The organism is Thermosynechococcus sp. TG215 (assembly GCF_031583455.1).
Lineage (GTDB): Bacteria > Cyanobacteriota > Cyanobacteriia > Thermosynechococcales > Thermosynechococcaceae > Thermosynechococcus.
This window is the reverse complement of sequence record NZ_CP134178.1, coordinates 1,259,674-1,280,988: the sequence shown is the minus strand read 5'-3', so window position 1 is coordinate 1,280,988 and position 21,315 is coordinate 1,259,674. Positions and strand designations below refer to the sequence as shown.

At 52.8% G+C, this 21,315-nt stretch carries 20 protein-coding genes; 6 read left to right on the top strand and 14 right to left on the bottom strand.

Going from position 1 to position 21,315, the window contains the following annotated elements; genetic code table 11:
* Positions 1-68: 68 nt before the first annotated feature.
* The gene (locus tag RHJ02_RS06065) at positions 69-620 is read right to left on the bottom strand and encodes an RNA-guided endonuclease TnpB family protein (protein ID WP_225901703.1); all 552 of its coding nucleotides are present in this window, start codon (positions 618-620) and stop codon (positions 69-71) included.
* Positions 621-1,154: 534 nt separating this feature from the next.
* Positions 1,155-1,679: an alpha/beta hydrolase gene (locus RHJ02_RS06060; protein ID WP_206201492.1), complete on the bottom strand. Its 525-nt coding sequence runs from the start codon at positions 1,677-1,679 to the stop codon at positions 1,155-1,157.
* A 129-nt stretch (positions 1,680-1,808) separates the two neighbouring features.
* Between RHJ02_RS06060 and rlmD the strand changes: the two genes are divergently transcribed.
* The gene (gene rlmD / locus RHJ02_RS06055; RefSeq protein WP_310744235.1) at positions 1,809-3,158 is read left to right on the top strand and encodes a 23S rRNA (uracil(1939)-C(5))-methyltransferase RlmD; all 1,350 of its coding nucleotides are present in this window, start codon (positions 1,809-1,811) and stop codon (positions 3,156-3,158) included.
* On the opposite strand, the gene RHJ02_RS06050 is transcribed toward rlmD, so the two are convergent.
* The 6 genes from RHJ02_RS06050 to RHJ02_RS06025 form a co-directional block, all read right to left on the bottom strand.
* Entirely contained in the window at positions 3,141-3,803 is a 663-nt protein-coding gene (locus RHJ02_RS06050) for a hypothetical protein (protein ID WP_310800559.1), read from the bottom strand. The genes rlmD and RHJ02_RS06050 overlap by 18 nt on opposite strands.
* 21 nt (positions 3,804-3,824) lie before the next feature.
* The gene (locus RHJ02_RS06045; protein WP_206201489.1) at positions 3,825-5,783 is read right to left on the bottom strand and encodes a ribulose bisphosphate carboxylase small subunit; all 1,959 of its coding nucleotides are present in this window, start codon (positions 5,781-5,783) and stop codon (positions 3,825-3,827) included.
* A gap of 18 nt (positions 5,784-5,801) precedes the next feature.
* Positions 5,802-6,101, bottom strand: a complete 300-nt coding sequence (locus RHJ02_RS06040) for a EutN/CcmL family microcompartment protein (protein WP_149817455.1) — start codon at positions 6,099-6,101, stop codon at positions 5,802-5,804.
* Complete coding sequence (locus RHJ02_RS06035; RefSeq protein ID WP_011056790.1) at positions 6,101-6,442, bottom strand: carbon dioxide-concentrating mechanism protein CcmK; 342 nt, start codon at positions 6,440-6,442, stop codon at positions 6,101-6,103. The genes RHJ02_RS06040 and RHJ02_RS06035 overlap by 1 nt, the downstream gene beginning before the upstream one ends.
* A gap of 87 nt (positions 6,443-6,529) precedes the next feature.
* Complete coding sequence (locus RHJ02_RS06030) at positions 6,530-6,838, bottom strand: carbon dioxide-concentrating mechanism protein CcmK (protein ID WP_011056791.1); 309 nt, start codon at positions 6,836-6,838, stop codon at positions 6,530-6,532.
* 410 nt (positions 6,839-7,248) lie between these two features.
* Positions 7,249-9,435: an argonaute PAZ domain-containing protein gene (locus RHJ02_RS06025; RefSeq protein ID WP_310743521.1), complete on the bottom strand. Its 2,187-nt coding sequence runs from the start codon at positions 9,433-9,435 to the stop codon at positions 7,249-7,251.
* Between the two features lie 102 nt (positions 9,436-9,537).
* Here RHJ02_RS06025 and RHJ02_RS06020 point away from each other — a divergent pair, with 102 nt between their 5' ends.
* A complete protein-coding gene (locus tag RHJ02_RS06020) occupies positions 9,538-10,668 on the top strand; it encodes a hypothetical protein (RefSeq protein ID WP_310743520.1) in 1,131 nt (376 codons plus the stop codon).
* On the opposite strand, the gene RHJ02_RS06015 is transcribed toward RHJ02_RS06020, so the two are convergent.
* Positions 10,604-12,538 carry an AarF/ABC1/UbiB kinase family protein gene (locus RHJ02_RS06015; RefSeq protein ID WP_310800558.1) on the bottom strand — a complete coding sequence of 645 codons (1,935 nt, stop codon included), beginning with the start codon at positions 12,536-12,538 and terminating at the stop codon, positions 10,604-10,606. The genes RHJ02_RS06020 and RHJ02_RS06015 overlap by 65 nt on opposite strands.
* Before the next feature lie 62 nt (positions 12,539-12,600).
* Here RHJ02_RS06015 and rfbD point away from each other — a divergent pair, with 62 nt between their 5' ends.
* Positions 12,601-13,494, top strand: coding sequence for a dTDP-4-dehydrorhamnose reductase (gene rfbD, locus RHJ02_RS06010; RefSeq protein ID WP_206201485.1), 894 nt, complete (start codon positions 12,601-12,603; stop codon positions 13,492-13,494).
* Here the strand turns inward: rfbD and mfd are convergent.
* Complete coding sequence (gene mfd / locus RHJ02_RS06005) at positions 13,491-16,919, bottom strand: transcription-repair coupling factor (RefSeq protein ID WP_310800557.1); 3,429 nt, start codon at positions 16,917-16,919, stop codon at positions 13,491-13,493. The two genes, rfbD and mfd, sit on opposite strands and share 4 nt — an antisense overlap.
* A gap of 312 nt (positions 16,920-17,231) precedes the next feature.
* On the opposite strand from mfd, the gene tatC reads away from it, so the two are divergent.
* On the top strand, positions 17,232-18,050 hold the full coding sequence (gene tatC / locus RHJ02_RS06000) for a twin-arginine translocase subunit TatC (protein WP_310800556.1): 819 nt from the start codon (positions 17,232-17,234) through the stop codon (positions 18,048-18,050).
* 195 nt (positions 18,051-18,245) lie between these two features.
* Positions 18,246-18,581 (top strand): carbon dioxide-concentrating mechanism protein CcmK, encoded by a 336-nt coding sequence (locus tag RHJ02_RS05995; protein ID WP_024125880.1) that lies wholly within the window; start codon positions 18,246-18,248, stop codon positions 18,579-18,581.
* A 143-nt stretch (positions 18,582-18,724) separates the two neighbouring features.
* On the opposite strand, the gene RHJ02_RS05990 is transcribed toward RHJ02_RS05995, so the two are convergent.
* The 4 genes from RHJ02_RS05990 to RHJ02_RS05975 all read right to left on the bottom strand — a co-directional run bounded on the left by RHJ02_RS05990 (position 18,725) and on the right by RHJ02_RS05975 (position 20,651).
* Entirely contained in the window at positions 18,725-18,928 is a 204-nt protein-coding gene (locus tag RHJ02_RS05990) for a phycobilisome linker polypeptide (RefSeq protein WP_206201483.1), read from the bottom strand.
* A gap of 142 nt (positions 18,929-19,070) precedes the next feature.
* Complete coding sequence (apcB, locus tag RHJ02_RS05985; protein ID WP_149817471.1) at positions 19,071-19,556, bottom strand: allophycocyanin subunit beta; 486 nt, start codon at positions 19,554-19,556, stop codon at positions 19,071-19,073.
* Between the two features lie 59 nt (positions 19,557-19,615).
* Positions 19,616-20,101, bottom strand: a complete 486-nt coding sequence (gene apcA, locus RHJ02_RS05980; protein ID WP_149817474.1) for an allophycocyanin subunit alpha — start codon at positions 20,099-20,101, stop codon at positions 19,616-19,618.
* Between the two features lie 229 nt (positions 20,102-20,330).
* Positions 20,331-20,651: a DUF3067 family protein gene (locus RHJ02_RS05975; protein ID WP_149817476.1), complete on the bottom strand. Its 321-nt coding sequence runs from the start codon at positions 20,649-20,651 to the stop codon at positions 20,331-20,333.
* Positions 20,652-20,765: 114 nt separating this feature from the next.
* On the opposite strand from RHJ02_RS05975, the gene petC reads away from it, so the two are divergent.
* Entirely contained in the window at positions 20,766-21,308 is a 543-nt protein-coding gene (petC, locus tag RHJ02_RS05970) for a cytochrome b6-f complex iron-sulfur subunit (protein WP_310438386.1), read from the top strand.
* Positions 21,309-21,315: the final 7 nt, after the last annotated feature.

Here is a 21,315-nt window from a genome sequence, read left to right as displayed (position 1 = left end):
CCCCGTTCACAGAGTCTTGACTAGATGACCCGAAAGTCATCCCCGCCAGAACCTCTCCAGGGGCATTTTCAAGACGGTGCGCCCCACCGCCTATCAATCGATTCCGCAGCGGCAATATCCCTAGGCATTGAACAGCCACAGGGGCACTCATGCCAACGGATTGATAGCGTTTTGCGGACTGCTTCGCCACAGTTGGGACACTCTTGAGAGGTGCCCGCTGCTTTCTCCTTGACAACCACCTTGCCACGCTTGCAGGCCACCCAAGGCAACACCGAGTTCAGGAATGGCCCATGACCCGCATCCAGCATGTGCTTGCCCAGCGTCCCACGACTGAGGCCAATCAGATTCAAATCCTCCACCACAATCACATCAGCCCCGTCGCAAAGTTGGTGGGCAACCTTGAAGTGACAGTCCCTGCGGGTGCGGGCAATCTGTTCATGCAGCTTCGCCACCTTGCGTTGAATCTTCTTCCAGTTGGCTGACCCAATCTGTTTCCGCTTCAGTCTGCGTTGCAGCAATTGAAGCTTGCGTTGCATCTCTACGAAAAACCTAGGCCGTGCTAGTTGAAGTCCGTCCGAGGTGGAGAGAAAGTATTCCAAGCCAACATCGAGGCTAACCACCCGCTTCAAGACTTGCTGATGCTTGGGCGTTAACCGACGCTAAATCAGGGTTGAACTGCTTTGCTTGGGTGAATCGTTGACACTGCACGTTGAAGCTGGGGTAGGGGGCATCCGCTGGGATGATGTACTCGCTAGGCACAGAGCAGGCATTGACTGGACATTTGCGCGAAGCAATCCAGTCTTTGCGCTCCCTCAGCGCATCATTTCAAACTTGGCGACACACGTCTAGATCGTAGTCGATCTGCTTGGCCTGCTGCTGGGTTAGTTTTAGCCTGTACTCGTACGTCAGGGTGAGCATGAGTGGACTATAGCTATTAGTCGCGCCCGATGTTCGGTGCCAGCTCAATATGTCCAGCAACAAGCTGAGATTGAGTGACTGCTCCCTGCAGTCGCCCGCCACCTCACCACCACCTAACCGCTTTGCGGTATAGACGGAGTACTACGGCGAATTTTGGTAGATTGCTAAAAAATGCAGGAGCCTCTTTGCCCCTGCACTGGAATCGTTAATTTTAACTCTTCGTCAATCGTCTAGCGCTATGGGCGCAGTTTCCCGAGCATGCTCATAATGCCATCTTGTTTCTTGAGCATTTGGTTGAGCTTGCGCAAATCAAGGTTGATGGTTTCAGCAGGATAGTTTTTCAAAAACGACATCATGCTCAACCCTTCCGGAGAAGCAGCGGCAGTGAGCATGGCACCACGGAGAGCCACTTCACCGGCTTTATCGCGGCGAATCGTGACCTGAGAAAATTGTTTGAGTAAATCTTTGCCAATGGGACTACTCAAAATTTTATTGGTTTGCACAACATTAAAGGGCAGCCGCATACCCAAGAATTCAAGGAGCTTGGCTTGGTCATCTTTGGAAACCATCCGCATCAATGCTCGCAATTCTCCCGTAGCTTCTTGAGTGGACACAAATTCCTCTAGCTCCGACATCGGGAAGGAGCGCTGAAAAGGACCATAGGTGAGGGAGACAAAGTTAGCTGCTTTGGCAGGGGTGGTGAAAAGGGCACCCACGGGTAGTGCCAGTGCCAGTAACCAAGGCGAAAGACGCTTCAGCATAGGGGATCGACTCCAAAATCACTTCAGTACAAACGTCGGATTGCACCGCTAGCAGTATAGCAGCGAAAATAGAGCTTGCTGGCTCTCCTTAACTTATCCCTAACGTTTAGTAGGCTTAGACGTAAATTGATGAGCGTTTGGCAGCAGGGCGCCACCATTGAGCTAACAATTGACTCCTTGAACCACACGGGGGAGGGGGTAGGACGCTGGCAGGATCGGGTGGTTTTTGTGGCGGATACGGTTCCGGGCGATCGCCTGCGGGTGCGACTGACCCATGTCAAGCGACAATATGCCCACGGCAAGGTCTTGGAGGTGGTGCAACCCTCAGAGCAGCGGGTGCGGCCAAGCTGTATTGTGGCGGATAAATGTGGCGGCTGTCAGTGGCAGCGGGTGGCCTATGGGGCGCAATTGGCGGCCAAAGAACAACTGGTGAAGGACGCGATCGCTCGCATTGCTCATCTGAAACCGCAAATTTTCCTACCGATTTTGGCTGCCTCTAACCCCTTTGGCTATCGCAATAAAGTGACGTACCCCCTCGGTCGCCGCCATGGTACCGTGGTTGCGGGCTATTACCAAAAAGGCTCCCATCACCTAGTAAACCTGAATCAATGTCCCGTGCAAGATCCGCGCTTCAATCCGCTCTTGGCTGCCCTGAAGCAAGCGTTACAACCTTGGCCGATATACAACGAGCAGACCCATGAACCGGGGTTGCGCCACTTGGGCTTGCGCATTGGTCAGCGTACCGGGGAGCAGCTCATTACCCTCGTGCTTGCGGGGGCATTACCCGCTGGCTTGCAGGCAGAGGCAGAAGGTTGGTTACAGCAGTTTCAAGGGGTGGTGGGGGTCTGTGTCAACTTCAATCATCAAGTGGGAAATCGCATCTTTGGTGACGAGACCCAGGTATTGGCGGGGCGATCGTACCTTTGGGAAGAGATGGCAGGGGTGAGGTTTCAGATTGCTTCGACCACCTTTTTTCAAGTCAACACGGCGCAAGCGGAGCAACTGGTTAGCACCCTGCGAGAGTGGATTGCCCCAACAGGTCACGAACGACTGGTCGATCTCTACTGTGGAGTCGGGACACTGAGCCTACCCCTTGCCGGCGCTGTCGCTGAAGTGATTGGTGTGGAAGTGCATCCTGCTTCGGTACAACAGGCGATCGCCAACGCCCAACACAATGGTATTAACAATGCTCGTTTTTTCTGTGCCAGAGCAGAAGAGTGGCTACCCCAGTCCGATCAGGCCGTGGATGTGCTAATTCTTGATCCACCGCGCAAAGGGTGCGATCGCCCCGTTCTTGAGGCGATTCTCCGCCACCGTCCGCCGCGCATTCTCTATGTCAGTTGTCACCCTGCCACCTTGGCACGGGATTTGGCTCACCTCTGCGCTACCGGTGCCTATCAACTAACCAAAATTCAGCCCCTCGATATGTTTCCGCAAACAGCCCATGTAGAAACGGTTGCTTTACTGACTACTTCCTAGGGCAGGATTCTCCCCAGTGGGTTGGATTGGCTCTACGCGAAACATTTTGGCAAACATCTTGCTAACGTAGGCTTGGCCATAGACCACGCTGGTCTTAGGTGTTGGCGAAGTGCTTGTCTCTGGTGGCGCGGCGGTTGGACTTTCCTGATGGCTAGAGGGAGAGGCTGTAGACTCCTGCTGCTCTGGCGTGGAATTCTCTGCAGTATCGGCAGTTGTTGATGGCTCTTGCCAAGGATCCTCAGAGGAAACGGCACTCTCTTGGGGGGGACTCGTTTCTGTGGGGGGCTGCCAACGGCGACTACTATCACCAAGAAGCGAACCAGCGGCCACCACAGCACCAGCCGGAATCGTTGTTTGCATCACGGTGGTACTGGCGCCAATACAGGCATGGGGTTCAACGGTCACTGCCCCAATCAGCAGCACGCCCGCGCCAATGTTGACCCCTTCGCCAATTTCAATGGTGCCGCCGTGGGCATGAATGACGCTGCCCATACCAATACAGACACCTGCGGCAATGCGAATTGAAGCCCCTGCTTCTGCCCAAAGCAACACCCCGGGTGCCAAAACGGCTTGGGGATCCACCACCACATCACCAACAATGCGAACCGCAGGTGAAGGGGGCAGGGCTAAAGGCGGCAGGGGCATTGGGGCACCTCACAGGGAGGGCTACTTAGCAGCCTGTTGGAGCAGGATTTCGGCCACCCGCTGCTTACCGGCAGGATTAATGCCAATCAGCCGCACGTACTCGCCACTGTATTCTTGGAGGCAAGCCTGAATCGCAGCAAGGGCTTCATTGAGATTTTTGGCCTCAATGCGGGGGCCACTTTGCCAAGAGTTGGTGCGGTAGCGACGGGCATCCACGTGTTCTAGGCCGAGGGTATAGCCCTGTTGTAGCAGTTGCCGTACTTGTTCAACCACCTCTTGACTGAGACTGTGGCTGCTAGTGCTCCCTTGACTAGAGGCGGTTGGGCGCGGTGCGAACCCTTGACCACGGGTGCTACTGCCATTGCTGGCGGTTTTACCATTGGGGCGGTGAATAATCGTTTCCAGTACCCGCTGTTTGGCTTGGGGATTGACACCTACGAGGCGGACATAGTCCCGCTGGTGCTCGGCAAGGAAGGCACTGAGGTCATTGAGCTGCTGCGCTGAGGTAATTTTGATGCCGCTTTGCCAAGAACTGGTACGGAAGCGACGCTGGTCGGCATACTCGGTGGTGACTTGGCAGCCCTGGCGCAACAGGTCTTGAATTTGGTTCAGGAGATCGGCGCTGAGAACGGTTTCATTGCTGGCCGAACTGACGGAGACAGGGCTAGTAGCCGCTGGGGTTGCTGCTTTTGTGGCGATCGCCACCGCGCCATCGGGTCGCTGAATAATTTGCTCAAGGACGCGCCGCTTTTGCTTTTGATCAATACCAATCAAGCGCACATATTCCCCTGCATGTTCTTGGAGGCAGGCCTCAAGGGCAGCGAGCACTTCCCGTTCCTGCTTTGCTTGAATCGGAGCACAACTGGTCCAAGAACTGGTGCGATAGCGGCGAGCATCAGCGTGCTCTGTGCCAATTTGATAGCCCTGCTGAAGTAACTGCCGCACCTGAGCCACAACGGAGGCATCCAAGGAACCCACTGGGGCCGCACTCACGGTTGCGCTGGGACGATAGGGACTGGTACTGGCCACAGGTGCTTGACCGGGGCGTTGAATAATTTCCTCAAAAACGCGACGCTTGGCTTTGGGATCAACGCCGATCAGGCGTACATACTCACCCTCGTGTTCCTTGAGGAGTTGGGCGATCGCCGCCATCACTTGAGACTCCTGCCGTCCCGTCAACGTCGGGCAACTCTGCCAAGAGCTCGTACGATACCGCCGCGCATCGGCATATTCCAAGCTGATTTGGTATCCCTGCTGCAACAATTGGCGGACATGAGTCCCATAATCTGCGGTCATAGTGTTCTTTTCCCCGGTGAGCGTTTCAACGTGTAGGATGGGTGGGTCTTCTTGACGCTGGAGTTCATTCCGAATCGGGGCAATACAGGCAATATTCTCAGCACAGTGGTACCCCGATAGCAGTGCTTCATTGATGCCAACCACGTGCTGGGCAAAGTGAATATCCGACTCTTCCACGTTCGGCAGGCGATCGGCTTGCTGCTGCGTCGTGATCACCATTCCTGAAGGCACATATTTTCCCGGTGGAATCTCCACATCCTGAATGAGGACATGCATCATCACCACACAGCCTGCGCCAATCCGAGCATTAAAGACCGTCGAACGAAAGCCAATGAAACAGCCATCGCCAATGTAGGCAGGGCCGTGGATCAGCGCCATGTGGGTAATTGAGGCATTATCACCAATCCAGACAGAATACTCTTGGCCATCATCGCCAATCACCCGTCCCTGCTGGAGGCCGTGGATGACAACGCCATCTTGGATGTTGGTGCGGGAGCCAATGTGGAAGGGTGTTCCTTCATCGGCACGAATGGACGTGCCGGGTGCGATGTGAACATAATCTTTGATGCGGACATCGCCGATGAGGTTACTAAAGGAGTGGACGTAAGCCGTGGGGGCAATCTCTGGCTCCGCTAAATCCCTAGACCACGGCGTCGGAGGTGCCGCATAGCTTTGAACCGCCATAGGGAGAAGTCTCCAATGCTAATACTGGGTACGTTTGCTGTAGAGCAAATAATTATCCCGACTTACGGTGTCAATAATGGCGACAACGGCTGCGTCAATGGGTTTGTCGGTGCCATTGATAATACAGCGGGCGGCACTGCCTCGGCTTACCAATACCCACTCATCCTGTCCTGCACCCACCGTATCTGCAGCCACTTCGTAGTCGGGTAAAAATTCGCCGTCCTCACCCAAATATTGCAAGACGAGAAACTTGACTCCCGTTAAGGTGTCTTCTTTTTGAGTACTGGTAACGGTGCCGCACACTCGCGCGATTTTCACTATGGGCGACCCATCGGACGAATACCACTAACGCTTTCGCGGAATTGTTCCACCGCTTCGGTGTAGCGAATGGGCAGGACGTATTCGAGGTTTTCGTGGGGACGTGCAATGATGTGGGTGGAGAGCACTTGACCCCCATTCACACGCTTCACGTTTTCGACCCCCGCCGCCACCGAAGCCTGCACTTCAGAGACATCACCACGGACAATCACGGTGACCCGACCACTGCCGATTTTCTCGTAGCCCACAAGGGTAACGCGAGCGGCTTTCACCATTGCGTCTGCGGCTTCCACCACTGCGGGGAAACCAAGGGTTTCAATCATACCGACGGCAATTGCCATTGTAATAACTCCTAAACGTCAGACAAGTTAAGAACTAGAGGATCGATAAGCGATGCAACTGAAAACTCCACCCAACTGCCAAACCCCTTAGTTTCGGAATTGCTCCACTGCCTCGGTATAGCGAATGGGCAATACGTACTCAAGGTTTTCGTGGGGACGAGCAATGATGTGCGTAGACAGTACCTCGCCGCCATTGACACGTTTGGCAGAATCGACCCCGGCAGCCACTGAGGCTTGCACCTCGGAGACATCACCCCGCACAATCACGGTGACCCGACCACTCCCAATTTTCTCGTAGCCCACAAGGGTGACCCGAGCGGCTTTTACCATTGCGTCTGCTGCTTCGACGACGGCGGGGAATCCGCGCGTTTCAATCATTCCCACAGCAATTGGCATGAGTAAGCTCTCCTAATTAGAATAAGGGTAAGCAGTACAAAAGCTAGAGTTGCAATCAGAGCGATCGCTACAGAAAATAATGACGGGATAGCCGATTGTTATCGTAACGTTAATCACCGTCCTCATTATTTCTAAAACAAGCATAGGGTCAGGGGTTTCTTTTGACAATATAATGATTGATAATATTTTCTAGTTTCTCGTATTATCAAACCTAATTTTAAGCCCTTGACCCCTATTTCAGCTCAAGGCAGGTGAGTATGAATCAGTTAATCCATAGAATTTTATCTAAAACTGGTTACCTTCTCATAGATTGATTGCTCGATTAAGAGGGTTCTGCCGCTGTTTGGGCAGACTGCATAAGGTATTTCAATGTTGCCCTGTATTTTGCTAGATTAAAATCTATTGTTCTATCAAACAGCAATTAACTTTTCTCGATCAATATTCTGTAAAACGCTGATTTGACCGATGCGCTGAAACTCTTTGCTACTTTTATCGGCGAGGTGCAGTACCCAAGGCAGTCGAGAAGAGCAAAATCCGCTAGCAGGATGCAATTGAGTCAAATGATAGGTCTGTAAAGCCAGTAGTTCTAAAGGGGTCTTGCCATGGGTGTGCACAACGCGCAACGGTCTAGCACTGCCTCCATATTTTTTCTTGCTTGCCTCCTCGCTACTTTGTAAAATAAATGAGTTCGTTTCCTCGAACAAGACAACAGTACCCACTGCAGCGTCCTGATAGGTTACTTTGCTATCAGTTGAACAAATCTCACGTCCCATTCTGCCTGAGCCACTTTTACGGACACTGAGAATATCGACAGCAATATCTTTTTTATTTAGTTCTTCAATTGTCTGCTCAAATTCCCCTTTTTGAATAAGGCCATCACGCATCAGTAGTATCTTTTTAGGGTAGGAATGACAATTGTCTTGGAATTTAAGCACTAGCTTAGACACAACTTGCCAAATTGCTTGGCCAGAGATAGTTTCTCCCCGTTGCACATGTGGTAACTCCCAACCCAAGCTTTGACCATTGGCTAAAACTGCAAAAGCAGAAGTGCCATAGTACAGTCTTCCATTTGTACCTGTGTCAAAACCGATAACCAAGTCAGCAGCTTCAGGATGATCTAATGGTTTTAGATAGACAGGCTGCCACTTGGCTTTACACAACAGCCCTAGGCAAACATTGAGAGATTTATAATTATTTACATTAACTGGCACTATAAACTGAGTTGCTATACCTGCTTTTAATGCTTGATTTCGCAATTTCTGTTTTTCTTCATTGGGTGACCAAGGCATCACCACTAAGACAGTTTTAATTTCTTGAGCAGCCCATTGCTGCCAGAATCTTTGTTGAGCCAGATAACCTTCCGGGTATTCGCTTTTGGTAAAATAGGAGTCTATTTGTATCTGGGTGCCACTATTTTTCGCTATTTCCAGTAAGCATTTGCGTACTTCTTCTGGATATTCAGTTTTATCATCAGAAAGATTAAGGCAACCAAATTTCTTTTCACCAATTTTTGCACAGCCAAAGGAGCTAATTTTAGCTGTTTTGTCAATTTCTTTATTATTGCGAGCTAATAGTTTTGCGCGAGGCATGACAAACCCGTTAACTTTGATCGGCTCTGGTTGACAACTAAGATTATAGATGTGTTTGAAAATGAGTTCGGCTGTTTTTTGGGATTCCGACAAACGCAGGTTAATGTTTTTCCTAATGCAGTCAAACACACCTTGAATTTCACTTTTTTCTCTGCCTTGTTCAGCAATTTGTGCTAAAATTTCCACTGTGAGAACTGGTGATAGTCTTTGAGATAGATGATATACTGGCTTAGCTTTATAGTCACTAGTTTTTCTAACAATTACAATACGTGATTCATTTATTTCTTCTTCAGATGCACCCTTTCGACGGTGGTAATCCGCTAAACTGATTCCGAGTTCTTTTATTTCTACGTCATTTGGACTTTTATTCGAAAAATCTTCAAGAATCCAAACTTTTTTATCTTCGTAAGTATTTCTGACGTACTTGATCTGAATATCGGGGTATTCGTTGAGCCACCATTCAAGTGTAAATGGAGTATAAAAGCGATGATGAATATCAATTTCCAAGTATAATTTTCCATCTGGCTCAATTCTAACGTTGATTGCTCTACCTCTATGTACTTCCCAGCCATCCCCCCTTTTTTCTACCCCTTCTTCAGCAGGAATCCACCAAATCAATCCGACTTCGTAATCTTTTTCAATTCTGGTTTTGTTAAATTTTTCTTTTAATTTGCACTCTAGGATTTTGCGTTCAAAGGATTCCAGTGCCTGCCTTTCGTGATCATTTTGACAACTCAGCTCTCTACATCCTATTTGCTGTAACTGCCAACCCTGAGTTTGCATCTTACTAGTATCAATAGGCTGCCTTGTAATAATGCGGTTCCCTAGTCGAACAGCAGTTACACCTAGTTTGTAGCAAACGCTGGAAAGGGCTTTTTGCTCGCTACCTTCCTCTGGCACTTGAGTAAATTGGCATTGGTATTCATAAAATCTGAGATCCTGTTGAGTCAGATTTTTCACAAAAAAACGATTGAGTATAACTTCAACTTCTGGAAATTGGGCGAACATGATTTACAGGGAATGTAAATGTGGATGATTATAGCAAGTCTTGTTACAAATTTAAGCAGCCGAGATACAATTGTCATAAATGGTAGGTGTGGAGGATCTGGGGTGCTGCGGCTACCAATGCAACCCATTTGGCAAAGGGTTTCCCAGTGGCCGGTGTGGGAGCCAACACGGCTGGCGATCGCCAGTTCAATTCTGCTGCACGCTGTGATTCTTTCCTTTGTGCGGGTGCCCGAACCCACACCGCCAGAGTTGGCCAGTGATCAACTGGTGCCCTTGGTCAGCCTTTCTCCGGAACTCGAAGCGGATTTACCTTCGATTGAACCGCTCTTGCCCACGGAACTGCCGCCCCTTGCCACGACCGCACCACCGCCTCTACCGTTTACAGGCATTGAGCCACCCCCCCTTTCCTTTGCCCCCTTGGCACCCCTGCCCCCCTTGCCGCCGCTGACGGAACTGCCGCCCCTACCCAATCCAGTACCGCTGCAACCTTTGCCGCCGCTATGGCAATTGCCCCCGCCCGCCCGCCCCTTACCCGTTATCCCGACAACCCCGAATGAAGAGGTGGCCGTTGCGCCGGAACTCGTCTCACCGACGCCTACGCCTGAACCCACCCCTGAAGAACCCCTAGCAACCACAGAAGGCGAAGCGGCAGCAGCGTTATCGCGGTGGTTTAATCAAACGCGATTGACCCTCAATACGACGAATCTACAAGTGAATTTAGCCCAGCGGATCACGGACTTTTATCCCCAAGAGGCCTGTGGCGATCGCCTGCAGGGGGAAACAACCATTGCGGTGGTGGTCACTCCCCAAGGGCAATTGCTGCCTGCCAATGCCGCCCCCGAAACGGGTTTGCTCACCCGCAATCCCCAGATTATTCGCAGCAGTGGTTCTGCACTCCTTGATCAAGCCGCCCTAGAACGGGTACGTCAGCAATCCTTTGAGGCCACAGGGCAGTACCAAGCCCTAGCGCTCACCTTTGCTTTTGAGTATCGCCCCGAAGTGTGCCGAGGTCAGCAACCTGCTGCCACCCCAAGACCACAGCCTGCCATGCCAGCACCGGCAACGCTACCACCAACACCAAAACCAGAGGCTAGACCATCCCCTGCGAGTGAAGCCTCACCAGCACCCACCCCCACTGAAGAAGCACCACCGCCCGTATCCCCAGAACCTAGCGAGACAAACTCGTCGTCTGAAGCGCCGGCTGCGAGTCCGCCAGCAACATCTCCCGAATAAAGCGGGCGATCGCCCGTTGCAGGAGGCCGTTGACAATACGCTGACCCATTTGCTGTACCTCTGGGCGCACAATAATCCGCAGAATTGCCGGCATCACCTTGCCCCAGTCAAAGCCGGGGGTATCCTGCAAAATGCTGAAAATGCGGCGCAAATGCTCTAGGGCATTGGCTTCACTGACGATATTAGAACTTGCCGTTGCCGGTACGGGACGGGTGACGAGGGGTAAGAGTTGCACCAAGTTCCATTGCCCTATGGTTGTCCGTGCCCACGTGTCAAGGCTCTTGACAATTTCATCCGCTAGGCGATCGCGATACTCCGCTCCCCGTTCCGAAAAGAGAAAATCTAAAGCCTGCTCCAGCACCACATTAAAGTCATAGTCACGGCTCTCGCGGGCATTGCGCAGCAGATTTTCTAGGCGCGTCCAGCGAAATTGACCATCCTTGAGGAGCAGGTTCGTGAGACTTGTGCGCAGCTCTGGGGCAGGATCCGTGAGCAGTCGTTTGGCAATGTAAGGATAGGCGGCACTGAGTACCTTAAAGTTGGGGTCAACGCCCATGGCAATCCCTTCCATGGTCAGGAGCGATCGCACGATCAAGGCATAATAGGCAGGCACCTGAAAGGGATACTCGTACATCACCTCTGACAGGCGATCGAAAATGCGTTGGATATTTAGTTCCGAGACACTCGCCCCCAAGGCATCCTCAAAGACCAAGGCCAGCGCCGGAATAATTGGTTCCAGATCTGTATCGGGGGTTAGGAACCCTAAATGAACATAGTCGTAGGCAAGGCTTTCGTACTCACGGTTAACAATGTGGACAATGGCATTCAGCAAGCCATAGCGCTGCTCTGGGGCAATCTCACTCATCATGCCAAAGTCGAGATAGGCCAATTTGCCGCTAGGCATGGCCAGCAGATTCCCTGGATGGGGATCAGCATGGAAAAACCCATGTTCGAGCAACTGCCGCAGGGAGCACTGCACCCCCACATACACCATGTAGCGCGGATCAATCCCCAAGGCTTGAATTTGCTGCGGTTGGTTGAGTTTGACCCCCGTCACCCACTCCATGGTGAGCACCCGCCGCCGCGTATAATTCCAGTAAATCTTGGGAATATAGACATCGGTGAGGTGGCCATAGAGACGGGCAAAGCGTTCGGCATTCCGTCCCTCTTGGGTATAATCCATTTCCTCAAAGAGGCGACCAGCAAATTCATCGAGAATGGCCACTAAATCACTGCGAATCTCCTTGATCAGGCGTTTTGCCCAATAGGCCACCCCCCGCAGAATGTAAATGTCCAAGGTGATACTTTCTGCCAAGCCGGGACGCTGGACTTTGACGGCCACCTCTTCGCCACTGTGGAGTTTGCCCCGGTACACCTGTCCCAAGGAGGCAGCCGCAATGGGATGATCACTCAGTTCAGCAAAAAGCTCACTGGGGGGGGCGCCCAGTTCCTCCTCAATAAACTGAAAGGCCACTTCATTGGGGAAGGGTGGCAACTGATCTTGGAGTTTTGTTAATTCTTCCAAATAGACCGCTGGCAAGAGATCCGGACGAGTGGAGAGGGCTTGCCCCACTTTGATATAGGCTGGTCCAAGGCGGGTGAGGGTTTCCCGCAGGGCGATCGCTCGCTGGTGTTGATTTTGTTTACTTTGGCCTGTGACCCTGTCCCACCAACGGTTAAAGAGCAGCCAAAACACTGGCCAGAGAATCCGCAACCAGCGACTGAAGACCAGTAAAGGTCGCTGCCGGTAGTAGGCACCAATGGCCACGGGATCATAGGGTTGAAAGGTCTCCGGATCATTGGGAAGGGTTTCAGCCGCGATCGCAATCTCTTGGGGCGCGGAATCACTGGGGACAATTGCCGTATTCATGGGCAGTCGCGCAAACTCTTAAAGTATTTTAACAATCAGTTCATCATCAGGGAGGGCGGAAAATGCGGCTAGTGATTTTGGGGGCAACGGGGCAGGTGGGCTGGCAATTGGTGCAGCAGGCTCCCCAAGGGGTAGAAGTCATTCCCATTGCTCGCCAAGGCACTGCCGTAACACTGGACTTGGAAGATTTAGAGGCCATTCCCAACCTAGTAAAAACCCTTTGCCCCGATGTGGTCATCAATGCGGCGGCCTATACTGCCGTGGATCAGGCGGAACAGGAACCGGAACGGGCACAACGGATTAATGGCACAGCTGTGGGTCTTTTGGCAGAAACGATGGCCTCTTTGGGAGGGCTGTTGATTCACTACTCGACGGATTATGTGTTTGCTGGTACGCAGTCGCGACCCTATCGCGAAACCGATGCCACTGCCCCCCTCAATGCCTATGGCTATAGTAAGTGGCTAGGAGAGCAGGCGATCGCCACCCATCACCCCGCCCACCTGATCTTGCGCACCAGTTGGGTGTATGACCTGCGGGGCAAGAACTTTTTGCGCACCATGGTTCGCCTTGCTCAAACCCGTCCTGTGGTTCGGGTCGTTGCCGATCAAATCGGTACGCCCACGGCTGCCCCCTTCATTGCCCAAGTCACCTATCAACTGCTGGAACGCTGGCAGGCGGATCCCTCCTTGAGCGGTCTCTATCACCTGACGCCCCGCGGCAGTACCAGTTGGTATGGCTTTGCGGTAAAAATTTTTGATCACCTGCGTGCCAAGGGCTATGCAACTGCCACCCTAGAGGCGATTCCCAGCAGTGAGTATCCGACACCGACCAAGCGACCCGCCTTTTCCACCCTCAACTGCGAGAAGTTGGAGGCGGTTTTGGGGACTCCCCTCCCCCCTTGGGAAGCGGTTCTTCAGCCCCTTTTAGACCAACTAGATCCGCAATCCGTGCTTTAGGGGGTTGTCGCAACGGTTGTTTTCATTTGGCTGAACCAGTCGATGAGTTGCGCCAGTTGTTTCTCCACCGGTTGCGTCCCTAGACCCCGCACGGTAATTTTGCCCTGACTATAGACAAACCGATTTTGGAGATAGGTGGGCAGTTGCTCTAGGAGCAGTTTCCATGCTGGCTCCGCCATCGGGGTTTCAAGGATGACGTGCTGCTTCCCTTCGGGACGAATGCGACTAATGCCACACTGCCGTGCCAGTTGTTTGAGTTCCACAACCCGCAGCAGTTGCTGAACTGATTTGGGCAATGCCCCATAGCGATCGCTCCACTCTGCCGCCAATTGCATCAAGTCTTCTTTTGTCGTTGCAGCGGACACCGCACGGTAGGCGGCCATCTTTTGTTCCAAATCGGGCATATAGTCGGCGGGAATAAAGGCAGTGACATTGAGATCCACTTGGGTATCGTCAACGGTGGGAATCTCTTGGCCACGAATTTCAGCGATCGCCTCCTCGAGCAGTTCCACATACAAATCAAAGCCAACACTGTCCAGTTGACCGTGCTGCTCCGCCCCTAGGAGATTGCCCACACCGCGAATTTCCATGTCTCGCATTGCCAGTTGGTAGCCCGATCCCAGTTGGGTAAACTCCTGAATTGCCCGCAGTCGTTGGCGTGCCGCTTCAGTCAGCACCTCTTGGCGGGGGTAAAATAACCACGCATGGGCTTGAATGCCCGCTCGGCCAACCCGACCCCGCAGTTGATAAAGTTGTGCCAAGCCAAACCGCTGCGCATCCTCCACCAAAATCGTATTGACGCGGGGAATATCCAAGCCGGACTCAATGATGGTCGTACACACCAGAATATTGGCTTCACCATTGCTAAAGCCAAGCATCGTGGATTCCAGTTCTCCTTCTGCCATCTGACCGTGGGCAATGAGAATACGAGCACTGGGCACCATCCCTTGCAGCTTTGCCGCTACCTCCTCAATTCCCTCAACCCGCGGCACGACATAGAAGACTTGACCGCCTCGATCCAGTTCTTGGCGAATCGCACTGCGCACCGTTTCTGGGTCATAGGGGGCAAGGTGGGTTTGAATCGGGCGCCGCGAGGGGGGTGGTGTGGTGATCAGGCTCATCTCCCGAACCCCCGACAGGGCCATATAGAGGGTGCGGGGAATTGGCGTTGCACTGAGGGTGAGCACATCCACTTGGATTTTGAGGGCTTTGATTTTCTCCTTTTGGTTGACGCCAAAGCGTTGTTCCTCATCCACCACCAGTAGCCCCAAGTCCCGAAATTTAACGGTTTTGCTCAGGAGTTGATGGGTGCCCACGACAACATCCATTTCGCCCGTTTTCAGCTTTTGCAGGATCTCTTGCCGCTCACTCTCGGTGCGGAAACGGTTGAGCAGCCCCACTTGAATCGGATAGGGGGCAAAGCGTTCCTTGAGGGTGTGGTAATGCTGCTGCGTTAGGATTGTCGTCGGGGCAAGAACGGCCACCTGTTTGCCTGCCATCACGGCTTTGAAAATAGCACGAATGGCCACTTCGGTTTTGCCAAAGCCAACATCACCGCAGACCAGCCGATCCATGGGGCGATCGCTCTCCATATCGGCCTTGACCTCTTGGATGGCCTTGAGTTGATCCGGGGTGGGCTGATAGGGAAACGAGTCCTCCATTTCCTGCTGCCACGGTGTATCTGGAGGGAAGGCAAAGCCCTGTTGTTGGGCACGTTGGGCATAGAGTTGCAGCAGATCCACCGCTACTTTTTTAATGGCCTTGCGCACCCGGGCTTTGGTACGTTCCCAAGTGTTGCCCGTTAACTTATTGAGTTGGGGAACGCCATCGCTCTGTTTGCGGTAGCGGGAGAGGCTGTTGAGTTGATCGGCAGCAACGCGGAGAATGCCATCGGCATATTGCAGGGCGAGATACTCGCGGGTTTCGTTGTTAATCGTTAGCGTTTCTAGGCGCAGGAACTGACCAATGCCGTGTTGGCGATGGACGACGTAGTCCCCTGGCTGAAGCTTGTTGAGATCCACCTGTTTGGCAGCAGCGCGGCGGCGTTTGCGCACATAGCCAAGGTTGACTAGGTTGTGCTGGCCAAAGAACTCGCGATCGCTCACCAGCACCGTGCGGAACGTAGGCAAAATAAAGCCACTAATTTCCGCTAGACCACTGGCCTTCAAGGCAATGGGCAGTCGCTGCTGTTGCAGCTTATCAATGGCCGGAAAGTCCTTGGGATTGGGCACAAACTGGGCGGGGCAATCATGCTCCTGCAACAGGGCTACAGAGCGACTCGGCTGCGCAGAGACCAACCACACGGTGTACCCCTTGTCCCGTTCCTCCCGCAGGGTTGCCGCCAAGCGACCAAATTGGTGGGGAATGGCTGGAACCGCCCGTGCTGATAAATTGAGACCGAGTCCCTCACTGGCCAGTTCGTAGAGGTGCACCCGTTGAAACCGCTCGAGGGCTTGGGCACTGGCTGACCACGGACGATGAATGGGGGGGGGTGGCGTTTCAAGGCTTTGCCAGTAGGCTTGACTGTGCTCATACCAGCGATCGCCATGGGCAGCACAGAGGGGCGGCTCATCCACGGCAATGAGGGTTTGGGCAGGCAAATAATCCAAGAGCGAAGCCGGTTGCGGAAAAGCCACCCCCAGATAGCGCCGCAATCCCTCTTGATCCTCTGAAATGAGATGGGCGTGATCTGCTGCCCGCAGGGCTTGGGCAATCAGGGGAGTAAAACTAATGGGCGTCAGGGTTACCTGCGCAAGGGCATCAAGGCGATCGCCCTCGGTGTGTAGGGAGCGTTGACTGGCCGGATCAAACTCGCGAATGGACTCAATCTCATCGCCAAACCACTGCAAGCGCACCGGTAGCTCCGCCGAGACGGGGAAAATATCCACAATGTCGCCGCGCCGACTCCACTGGCCTTCCGTTTCCACGAGAGAAACCCGCTCATAACCAAGGGCTGCCAAGGCGGTGGCCACTTCCCCTAGGGAGTGCTCTTGACCCACCTCTAAAGTTAGACAGGCGGCACGAAACTGCTCTGGTGGGGGTAAATGGGGTTGCAGTGCCCGTTCCGTGGTGACAATTGCAATATTGGGGCGATCGCTCTCGACTAGAACTTGCAGTTGCCCCCAGACCATCTCCGCTTCCAAGTCAAAGGGGTCATAGGGAGAGGCCTCCGATGTCGGGTAAAAGAGCACCGCCTCCCAACCCATGAGTTCCAATTGCGCCGCCCAGCGTCCCCCCTCCTCTAAGGTGGAAGTAATCACACACAGCGATTGCTGACTCTGCTGCGCCAATGTGGTGGCCACAAAGCCCTTGACAAGGCGGGGCATCCCCGTGAGGATCAGTTCCCGTTGGTGTTGTAATTTGCTGAGCAGTTCAGCCGTCAGCGGCAGCTTACCCCAACTGCGGGGAATTGCCATTAAGGACATAGACGAGTGTCAGTGCAGGTGATCAAGACTTCAGAATTGAATTGCGACCCCTTGGGGCAGCGCTAACGCATTATAATTCTTACGCTCTCCTATCATTGTAAAAAGCAGGACAAGGATTCAGAAAACTCTAGCTAAAGCGCTTTTCGACAATTAGGGGGTAAAGAAGGGGGGATGCTCCTGTTTGGTAGCCGCTTTGGCTGTTTTCAGTGTGTGCCATCCCTGTAAAAAGAGCTACATCACTGCTGAAGAGAGGGTGGAACCCCGTGGGCACTTCCTTCATAATTGTGAAAGAGTAGGAATTGCAGAGATTGAATGACGCGATCGCCCGATATTGAGAGTCCGGCTCCAGAATCCTCAGCGATTGTTGACAGCACCCTTGAGGCAAGCGACCCCATTGACCCTGAGGATGAACTGCCCAATGAAGTGGAAATGTCCCTCTGGGATCACCTTGAGGAGTTGCGACAGCGGCTCTTTGTTGTCCTCGGCACTGTTGCTGTCACCATTGTTCTTTGCTTTACCCAAGTCCGCTGGATCATTCAGTTCCTTGAAAAACCAGCCCATGGTGCGAAATTCCTGCAACTAAGTCCGGGGGAGTACTTTTTTGTCTCCTGTAAAGCGGCGGCCTACAGTGGCATCCTCCTAGCGACGCCGATGATTCTCTACCAAGCCATCCGTTTTATCCTGCCGGGATTGACACGACGTGAGCAACGCTTGCTGGCACCGGTGGTTTTTGGTTCATCCATTCTCTTTATTGCCGGTTTGGCCTTTGCCTATACCCTCTTGGCACCCGCAGCCCTTGGCTTTTTCATTAACTATGGGGCAGATGTGGTTGAGCAACTGTGGTCGATCGATCGCTATGTGGATTTTATTTTGCTATTGCTCCTTGCCACCGGCCTCGCCTTCCAAGTCCCGATTCTCCAGTTGGTACTCATTGCCCTCAGCATTGTTTCCATCCCGCAAATGCTCAGCCAATGGCGCTACGTGGTGATTATTGCCGTAGCCGTGGCAGCGGTTTTGACCCCCTCCATTGATCCGATTACTCAAGGACTGTTGGCGGGTGCTCTGCTTGCCCTCTACTTTACGGGGATTGGCTTGGCCAAGCTGATGGGGGTGGGGCGTTCTGAGGCTTAAACTTGCAATACCCTCAAAAAAGACTCAATCAGAAAAGATGATTTTGGCGATAAAAATCAATTATCGCGATCGCCCCTCGAACTTATCAAGGCTCTCAATAGAGATGATATGCTGATGTTGCCAAATTAGTGCATCCCTTCGCGATCGCAAGAATGGCATTACTTTAACAAATTTTTGTGTTTAGGAGCGGTCTTCATGCCCATTGCCCTTGGGATGGTAGAAGTACTGGGTCATCCCCCTGCCTTAGCCGTTGCCGATGTCATGGTGAAAGCGGCGCGTGTTACCCTTGTGGGCTATGAAGTGGTCAGTGGTGCTCGCCTGACGATTATTGTGCGCGGCGACGTTTCTGAAGTGCAAATTGCGGTTGCAGCGGGTGTGGAAGCCGCCAAGAAAATTCCAGCTCAAAGTCCTAAGGAAAAAACGCTCTATCTGTCGTCAACGGTGATCCCGCGCCCCCACGAGAATTTAGAGGCCGTTTTCCCGAAAATGCGGTTCCAATATGGCGATGGCTGGGAGCGTTTTCTCGTTTAGCAGCCTTGGGAAAAGTTTTCTAAAGCTTCTCTAATGAGCAAAGCTCCACCGCCCAGATAATTGCCTCAGAAGGGAGCACCCCCCAATCAACTATCTCAACAGTGAAGCCTCAAAATCGCTAGGAAACAGTTTTAGAGGGGTACCTAGGCTAGACCAGTGTTGACCCCCGGCTTACCCGTAAACAGTTCCACTTTCACAATTTTGCCACCCATTTTTTGGATGCGTTGTTGCTCGCGGAACCAGTTTTCGTAGGGCACCAGTTTTGTGAAATAGGTGTTTTGCAGTTCGCGCTGGGTGCGAATACGGGTTTGACTCGGCACACAGGCGGTAATTTTGAAGATGCGCATGGGATGGGACTCCAAATCTGTGTAGGGTGATTACACGTCTGGGAGCTAAAGGCCAGACTCAGACTGTTTAAGCACAATTGCCATGACAGGCTGACACTCTAACCCCTAACTCCCAGACAGATGTGCGACTGGAGAGCTGTACTTAGCTTAAGCCAGAGCAGATGTAGTCAAAGTAGATGCCCATTTCTTTGCCGGCATCGGCACCCACCAAGCTGGCGGTGACTTCTTTCATAGCTTGGATGGCTTGCACAGTGGCAGCGATGGGCACGCCCAAGGAGTTGTAGGTTTCTTTCAACCCATTGAGCACCCGCTCATCGAGGATGGAAGGATCCCCAGCCAGCATGGCATAGGTGGCATAGCGCAGGTAGTAGTCGAGGTCGCGGATACAGGCCGCATAGCGACGGGTGGTGTACATGTTGCCACCGGGACGGGTGATGTCAGAGTAGAGCAGAGATTTGGCCACTGCTTCTTTGACGATATTGGCGGCATTGGCGCTGATCACGGTCGCAGCCCGCACCCGCAGTTCGCCAGTTGCGAAGTAAGCTTTCAGCTTCTCCATGGCGGCGGTGTCGAGGTATTTGCCTTGTACGTCAGAGGCGTTGATGACAGCGGTAATCGCGTCTTGCATAGTTCTTTTTCCTCAAAAACTGATTTGGATGATGGATCAATGAAGGATGCTGAGGCGACCTACTGCATGGCGCCAATCACGAAGTCAAAGTAAGAACCGGCTTCAGCGGCATCTTCTGCAGACAGCAGCGAGGAAGCAACGTTCTTCATGGCGCGGATCCCTTCGGCCACGGCAGGAATGGGGGTGCCGAGGGAGTTGTACATTTCACGCACACCCACCAAACCAATTTCTTCGATGGGGGTGACATCACCCGCAACAATACCGTAGGTCACAAGCCGCAGGTAGTAGTCGAGGTCACGCAGGCAGGTGGCGGTCATTTCTTCACCGTAGGCATTGCCACCGGGGGAGACCACATCAGGCCGTTTTTGGAAGAGTTGATCGCCCGCTTGCTTGACAATCCGCTCGCGGTTTTCGGTCAGGGTTTGGGCAATGCGCAGACGGCGCTCGCCGGTGCTGACAAAGCTTTTAATGCGATCCAGTTCACCGGGGCTGAGGTAACGGGCCTCGGCATCTGCATTCACGATCGATTTCGTGACGACGCTCATTGAGTTCCTCCAAAGTTGGAATTGTAAAACAAGGGTCTTGATAATGTGGCATTTGCCATTGGAATGTTACGATTCACCGCACTCCTGTAGGAGAGATAGGTACGGCGATGAACCCGACGGGCTGACGTAACCTTCCGCAAACATTCTCAGGCATAGGGGGGACATCTCCCACATCATCGCAATCCTTTTTAACATTCTTAACATTTTTTCAAAAATCTGCTAAGGGCAGCTATTCCAGCCATTCGATAATGCGGGTGCCAAGGTTGAGGGGAATATTCACCGCTTTGCCGAGGCGGGGTTTCTCACGGGTGGTCTCAATAAAGGTGCAAACTTGCTGGGCACAGCCCCAGTCATTGAGGTGCTGGGCGATGGCTCCAAGGTGGGCGGCATAATCTTCAGGCGTATCGGGATAGGAGGCCTGCTCGAGGTAACGCCACATCACTTGCAAAAAGATGCGATCGCCCACGCGGCGAAACTGAAGGTCAAAGGAGCGCCCCCATTTGCGCAGGAGCAAGGCATGGAGTTCATCACCAGTGAGGGGCGTCAGCATTGGCAAGAATTTCAGCCCTTGCGGCTAGGACGGCTCGGACAGTGTGATAATAGTTAACAAACGTAATTATTTTACGGCTGTTCGTTTCGATTCCTTAGTAAATAAGCGTAAACCATGGCTCAAGTTTCTGGAATGTCTGATGTGCCCGATATGGGGCGGCGACAGTTTATGAACCTGCTGACGTTTGGTACCATTACCGGTACAGCGTTGGGCGCTCTGTACCCTGTCGTCAAGTATTTCATTCCGCCCTCCAGTGGCGGCACGGGTGGTGGTGTGGTTGCCAAGGATGCATTAGGCAACGATATTAAGGTTTCCGACTACCTGACGAAGCACCTGCCGGGCGATCGCTCCCTTGCCCAAGGGATTAAAGGGGATCCCACCTACGTGATTGTTACTGAGGATCACCAAATTGCCAATTACGGCTTGAATGCCGTCTGCACTCACCTTGGCTGCGTGGTGCCTTGGAATGTCAGTGAAAACAAGTTCATTTGCCCCTGCCACGGCTCTCAATACGACAACACAGGTAAAGTGGTGCGTGGCCCTGCTCCCCTCTCCTTGGCACTGGTGAATGCCACGGTTACCGAAGATGACAAACTGGTGTTTACCCCTTGGACGGAAACCGATTTCCGCACGGGCAAAGAACCTTGGTGGACGTAAAAAGAAA

Bases quoted from the DNA above. Each gene is read 5' to 3' on its own strand.
- RHJ02_RS06060 (WP_206201492.1), bottom strand. From the start codon at position 1,679: ATGCTGAAGCGTCTTTCGCCTTGGTTACTGGCACTGGCACTACCCGTG.
- rlmD (WP_310744235.1), top strand. From the start codon at position 1,809: ATGAGCGTTTGGCAGCAGGGCGCCACCATTGAGCTAACAATTGACTCC.
- RHJ02_RS06050 (WP_310800559.1), bottom strand. From the start codon at position 3,803: ATGCCCCTGCCGCCTTTAGCCCTGCCCCCTTCACCTGCGGTTCGCATT.
- RHJ02_RS06045 (WP_206201489.1), bottom strand. From the start codon at position 5,783: ATGGCGGTTCAAAGCTATGCGGCACCTCCGACGCCGTGGTCTAGGGAT.
- RHJ02_RS06035 (WP_011056790.1), bottom strand. From the start codon at position 6,442: ATGGCAATTGCCGTCGGTATGATTGAAACCCTTGGTTTCCCCGCAGTG.
- RHJ02_RS06030 (WP_011056791.1), bottom strand. From the start codon at position 6,838: ATGCCAATTGCTGTGGGAATGATTGAAACGCGCGGATTCCCCGCCGTC.
- RHJ02_RS06025 (WP_310743521.1), bottom strand. From the start codon at position 9,435: ATGTTCGCCCAATTTCCAGAAGTTGAAGTTATACTCAATCGTTTTTTT.
- RHJ02_RS06015 (WP_310800558.1), bottom strand. From the start codon at position 12,538: ATGAATACGGCAATTGTCCCCAGTGATTCCGCGCCCCAAGAGATTGCG.
- rfbD (WP_206201485.1), top strand. From the start codon at position 12,601: ATGCGGCTAGTGATTTTGGGGGCAACGGGGCAGGTGGGCTGGCAATTG.
- mfd (WP_310800557.1), bottom strand. From the start codon at position 16,919: ATGTCCTTAATGGCAATTCCCCGCAGTTGGGGTAAGCTGCCGCTGACG.
- tatC (WP_310800556.1), top strand. From the start codon at position 17,232: ATGACGCGATCGCCCGATATTGAGAGTCCGGCTCCAGAATCCTCAGCG.
- RHJ02_RS05995 (WP_024125880.1), top strand. From the start codon at position 18,246: ATGCCCATTGCCCTTGGGATGGTAGAAGTACTGGGTCATCCCCCTGCC.
- RHJ02_RS05990 (WP_206201483.1), bottom strand. From the start codon at position 18,928: ATGCGCATCTTCAAAATTACCGCCTGTGTGCCGAGTCAAACCCGTATT.
- apcB (WP_149817471.1), bottom strand. From the start codon at position 19,556: ATGCAAGACGCGATTACCGCTGTCATCAACGCCTCTGACGTACAAGGC.
- apcA (WP_149817474.1), bottom strand. From the start codon at position 20,101: ATGAGCGTCGTCACGAAATCGATCGTGAATGCAGATGCCGAGGCCCGT.
- RHJ02_RS05975 (WP_149817476.1), bottom strand. From the start codon at position 20,651: ATGCTGACGCCCCTCACTGGTGATGAACTCCATGCCTTGCTCCTGCGC.
- petC (WP_310438386.1), top strand. From the start codon at position 20,766: ATGGCTCAAGTTTCTGGAATGTCTGATGTGCCCGATATGGGGCGGCGA.